General features: G+C 71.8%; 4 protein-coding genes. 2 read left to right on the top strand and 2 right to left on the bottom strand.

From position 1 onward, the window contains the following. The coding region (locus AB7U92_RS21290) for an AMP-binding protein (protein ID WP_428581747.1) at nucleotides 1-1,038 on the top strand (1,038 nt) is incomplete at its 5' end. Further along, nucleotides 1,031-1,252, top strand: coding sequence for a cysteine-rich CWC family protein (locus AB7U92_RS21295; RefSeq protein ID WP_428581750.1), 222 nt, complete (start codon nucleotides 1,031-1,033; stop codon nucleotides 1,250-1,252). The genes AB7U92_RS21290 and AB7U92_RS21295, both read left to right, overlap by 8 nt. Here AB7U92_RS21295 and AB7U92_RS21300 read toward each other — a convergent pair. Then, nucleotides 1,244-5,059, bottom strand: a complete 3,816-nt coding sequence (locus AB7U92_RS21300; RefSeq protein ID WP_428581752.1) for a response regulator — start codon at nucleotides 5,057-5,059, stop codon at nucleotides 1,244-1,246. The genes AB7U92_RS21295 and AB7U92_RS21300 overlap by 9 nt on opposite strands. Continuing rightward, nucleotides 5,059-5,286: hypothetical protein (locus AB7U92_RS21305; protein WP_428581754.1), on the bottom strand; the 228-nt coding region annotated here is incomplete at its 5' end. The genes AB7U92_RS21300 and AB7U92_RS21305, both read right to left, overlap by 1 nt.

Below are 5,286 nucleotides of genomic sequence, written 5' to 3' on the forward strand. Positions count from 1 at the left end.
TACACCAGCGGCACCACCGGGCGCAGCAAGGGCGCGATGCTGACGCACGGCAACATGCTCTCGAACGCCCGGGTGCTGAAGGACTACTGGGGATGGGTGCAAGGCGACGTGCTGATCCACGTGCTGCCGATCTTCCACGTGCACGGCCTGTTCGTGGCCTCGCACGGCGCGCTGATCAACGGCAGCAAGATGATCTGGTTCGCGAAGTTCGACCCGGCCGCGGTGGTGAAGCGCCTGCCCGAGGCCAGCGTGTTCATGGGCGTGCCCACGCTCTACGTGCGCCTGCTCGGCGAGGCCGGCTTCGGCCGCGAGGCCTGCCGGAACATGCGCCTTTTCGTCGCCGGCTCGGCGCCGCTCCTGATCGAGACCTTCAATGAGTTCCGCGAGCGCAGCGGCCACACCATCCTCGAGCGCTACGGCATGAGCGAGACGGTGATGCTCACCTCCAACCCCTATCACGCGAAGCACGGCGAGCGTCGCGGCGGCACGGTGGGCTTCCCGCTGCCCGGCGTGGGCCTGCGCGTCAGCGACGACAAGGGCCAGCCCTGCCCCACCGGCGAGATCGGCGGCATCGAGGTCAAGGGCCCGAACGTCTTCAAGGGCTACTGGCGCATGCCGGAGAAGACCAAGGAGGAGTTCACCGCCGACGGCTGGTTCAAGACCGGCGACGTCGGAAAGATCGACGAGCGCGGCTACGTCACCATCGTCGGCCGCAGCAAGGACCTGATCATCACCGGCGGCTACAACGTCTACCCGGCCGAGATCGAGGGCTACCTCAACGAGATGGACGGGGTGGCCGAGAGCGCGGTGATCGGCGTGCCGCACCCCGACTTCGGCGAGGGTGTGGTGGCGGTGGTGGTGCCCAGGCCCGGCGCGAAGCCCGAAGCCGCCGCGCTGATCGCCGCGCTGAAGGGCAAGATCGCCAACTTCAAGGTGCCCAAGCACTGCTTCGTGGTCGAGACGCTGCCGCGCAACACCATGGGCAAGGTGCAGAAGAACCTGCTGCGCGAGCAGCACAAGGGCCTGTTCGGTGGCTGAGGCCGCGCCGCTGGAATCGCGCTGCCCGCGCTGCGGCAGCGCCTTCCACTGCGGCATGAACGACTCCGCCGTCGCCGGGCCCTGCGCCTGCACCACGCTCACGCTGACGCCGGCCCTGCGTGCGGAGCTGGCCGCCCGGTACAAGGGCTGCCTGTGCCTGGCCTGCCTGCGCGCGCTGGCAGCCGGCGCGACGGCCGCCGCGACCTCAGGCTGATTCGAGCTCGAGTGGCGCCAGGCCGTCGAGCATCGGTTCGAGCTGGCGCAGCACGGTATCGAGCAGCCGCTCGACGTCGGCATCGGGCACACCGTGCTCGCAGGCAGCCTCCAGTGCGGCCGCCGCCCGCTGCAGGGCCGGCATGCCCAGCGTGCCCGAGACGCTCTTGAGGTCGTGGGCGAAGCGCGTGCAGGCAGCATCGTCCCCCTGCTGGCGGGCCGCGGAGAAGCGCGTGCGGAAGTCGCGCTCGCGGTCGCGGAACATCACCAGCAGGCGGCGATAGAGGGCCGGATTGCCCATCACGCCGGCCAGTCCGGCGCGTGTGTCCAGGCCCGGCAGTGCCGGCAGCTCGGCGACTTCGGCGGGGCCCGCGGGCACGGCGGTGGCAGCCGGCCGGACCCAGCGCGCCAGCGTGGCGTACAACTCTTCGACGCGGATGGGCTTGGCCACGTGATCGTTCATGCCGGCCTCGAGCACCTTGTCGCGGTCGCCCGCCATCGCGTTGGCGGTCATGGCGATCACCGGCAGGTCCTGCAGTTCGGGGCGGCGGCGCAGTTCGCGCGTGGCCGCGTAGCCGTCGAGCACCGGCATCTGGCAGTCCATCAGCACGGCGTCGAAGCGCTCGCGCTCGAGGGCGTCCAGGGCTTCGCGTCCATCGGCGGCCACGCTCACCACCACGCCGGCCCGGCCGAGCAGGTCGCGCGCCAGCTCCTGGTTGATGGCGTTGTCCTCCACCAGCAGCACGCGCACGCCGGACAGCGCCGCCTGATGCGTCAGCAGTTCATCCTGGCGGCGCTCGTCGCGGCTCGCGCGCGGCAGCTGTTCGCCGAGGGCGTCGGCGCAGGCATCGAGCAATGCGGAGGCGGTCACCGGCTTGGTGAGCAAGGCATCGACGCGCAGGTCCTGGGCCGCCAGCCGGCGCTGCACCTCGTGGCGGCTGAACGCCGTCACCATCAGCACGGTGGGCGCGCGGTGGCGCAGCACGGTGCGGCCGAGCTGGGCCACGCAGTCGATCCCGTCCACGCCGGGCATGCGCCAGTCGAGCAGCAACAGCAGGTAGGGTTGGTCGGCGGCATCGGCGCGCACCACCGACTGCAGGGCCTGCACGCCGTCGCTCACCGCCTCGGCGCGCATGCCCAGCGACTCGGCCAGCGCGCACAGCAACTCGCGGGCACCGGCGTGGTCGTCGACGATCAGAACCCGTGCGCCGTCCAGCGCTGGCAGCCGCGGCAAGGCCGGCTGCGGCTTCGCGTCGAGCCCGAAACGCGCGCTGAAGTGGAAGCAGCTGCCTCGCCCCGGCGTGCTGTCGACGCCGATCTCGCCGCCCATCATCCCCACCAGGTGGCGGCAGATCGCCAGGCCCAGCCCGGAGCCGCCGAAGCGACGGCTGGTGGAGGCATCGGCCTGGCTGAAGGGCTGGAACAGTCGCGCGCGCTGCACCTCGTCGATGCCGATGCCGGTGTCGTGCACCTCGAAGCGCAGGACCACCGAATCGGCGCCGCGCGACTGCTCGGACACCACCACCCGCACCTCGCCGCGCTCGGTGAACTTGACGGCGTTGTTGCCCAGGTTGAGCAGCACCTGGCCGAGGCGCGACGGGTCGCCGACCAGCGCCGGCAGCGCCGGCGGCAGCTCGAACAGCAGCTCCAGCCCCTTCTCCTCGGCGCGCATGCCCACCAGGCTGGCAAACTGGTCCATCACGTCGCCGAGCCGGAACGAAATGCGCTCCATCTCCAGCCGGCCCGCCTCGATCTTCGAGAAGTCGAGGATGTCGTTGATGATGACCAGGAGCGACTCGGCGGCGCGATGCACCTTGTCGATGTAGTTGCGCTGCTGGGCGTCGAGGTCGCTCTGCAGTGCCAGCCACGACATGCCGAGGATCGCGTTCATCGGCGTGCGGATCTCGTGGCTCATGGTGGCGAGGAATTCGCTCTTGGCCTGCGTGGCGGCTTCGGCGGCCTGCCGCGCAGCTGCCAGCTCCTCGGTGCGCTCCTGCACGCGCCGCTCGAGGCTGGTGGCCAGCGCGCGCACGGCATCCTCGGCCTGGCGCCGCGCGGTGACGTCGGTGAACATCGCCACGGCGCCGCGCACGGCGCCGGACGCGTCGCGCAGCGGCCGGGCCGTGGCCGAGAGCCAGTGCCCCTCGTCGACCGACTCGCCGGCGCGACGCATGTAGATCTCCTGCTTGTCGACGTTTTCGCCGCGCCGCGCGCGCCCGAGCGGCAGGTCCTGCAATGGCACCGGCGTGACGCGATCGGGCTGGTACATGCCGAAGCGCTGCGACCAGTTGCCGCCCTTGCCGATCGTCAGCCCGGGGCCGGCCAGCGCTGCGGCGGCCGGGTTGGACATCAGCAGCTCGCCGCGTTCGTCGGCCACCAGCACCGAGTCGCCGATGCCGTCGAGCACCGAGCGCAGGATGCGCGTCTGGCGGGCGAGCTCCTCGCGCTTGCGGCGCAGCCGCACGGTGAAGACGATGGTGGCGGCCAGCCCGAGGGCCACGGCGCCCAGAAGCGTCCACAGCAGCCGCTGCTGGAGCTCGCGGCGCGCGATCTCGGCGGCCTGGAGCTCGCTGCGGCGCGTCAGCTCGGCGAGATCGCGCGCCCGGTTCTCATCGCGGAAGCGCTGCAGCAACTGCAGGATGCGCACGCTGGAGCGTTCGCGCGCCGCCTTGGCCGTCATCTCGGTGGCTTCGACCGAGAGCTGATAGGCCCGCCGGTGGTCGCCACGCCCCGCCTCGATCGCCGCCATACGACGGGCGCTCTCGCTGAGGTAGAGCGGGAAGCCGATCTCGCGGGCCAGCGCATAGGCGCGCTCGGCATCCTCGCGTGCCGGCGCCTGGCGGTCGAGCGCCTCGAGACTGACGCTGCGCGCGTTCCGCGCGAACCACTCGGCGATGCGGTTCGGTCGCGCGGCGTAGTTGCGCAGGATCTGGTCGAACAGCTCGACCGCGCGCGCATGGTCGCCGCGTTGCTGGTACTGGTCGGCCAGGCTGAAGACGGCGAAGTTGTAGGCAAACGGCGAGCCCACCTGCCGGAAGATCTCGATGGCCTGCTCGGCGAGGCGCTGCGAAGCGTCGAACTCCTGCTTGCGGCGGTGCTGCCCGGCCACACCCAGCATGCCGAAGGCTTCGATCATGCGCGAGCCGGCTTCGGCCGCGCGGCGCAGCATCTGTTCGTAGTGCTGTCCGGCCTCTTCCGACCGCCCGGTCATGTCGAACGCGATCGCCATGCCCTGGTGCGCATACGCCAGCGCCATCGGATTCGACTCGCGCTGCGCCGCCTCCATGGCCTGCACCGCGAAGGCCACCTGGTCGTCGAGCTGGCCGAAGCGGCCGTACATCGTGCCCAGGCGCAGCAGGGCCTCGCTGAACAGCTCGGGGCGACCCGCGTCCTGCAGCAGCGACACGCTCTGGGTGGCCGCCTGCACGAGGCGGTCGATGTGCCCCTGGTTGACGGCGATGATGGCCATGTTCAGCTCGCCCTCGGCCTCGCCCACCCGGTCGCCGGCGGCGCGGGCCGTCTCGATGGCGCGCTCGGCGCCGGCTGCGGCGGCCTCGGTGTCGCCGAGGTAGGCGTCGATGCGCGCCACCAGGTTCATCGCCCGCACCCGATCGGCCGGTTGCGCATCGGCCGGCATCGCGGCCTGCAGGGCGCGCGCGCGCTCGCGCGCCGCGGGCACGTCGTTCTCGGCCAGCCGGCGAATCGCGGTCGCCTCGGCGCGCCAGTCCTCCAGCGTGGCGGCGGCGGCGGACGCCCAGAGCCCCGGCCCCAACCCCAGCGCCAGCCACAGCGCGAGCGCGGCGCGCATCAGAGCTGCACGCTCAGGCTCACGCCCAGCTGCCGGTCGTTCACCCAGGCGCTCTGCGGCCGCGTCGGCGTGCCGAGGTCGGCGCGGCGCAGGGTTCGCGTGAGGTTGCTGCCCTCCAGCGCCACGGTCGCCCGCTCGTGCACCTGCCATGCGATCGCCCCATCCACCCAGCCATGGCCGCGGGTATACACCGGCTGCACGCCCAGGCCCACGACGCTGCTCACGCC

This window comes from Piscinibacter sp. (assembly GCF_050175855.1).
Taxonomy (GTDB): Bacteria; Pseudomonadota; Gammaproteobacteria; order Burkholderiales; family Burkholderiaceae_C; genus Piscinibacter.

Coding starts and splice junctions, on each gene's coding strand:
- AB7U92_RS21300 (WP_428581752.1), bottom strand. CDS start 5,059: ATGCGCGCCGCGCTCGCGCTGTGGCTGGCGCTGGGGTTGGGGCCGGGG.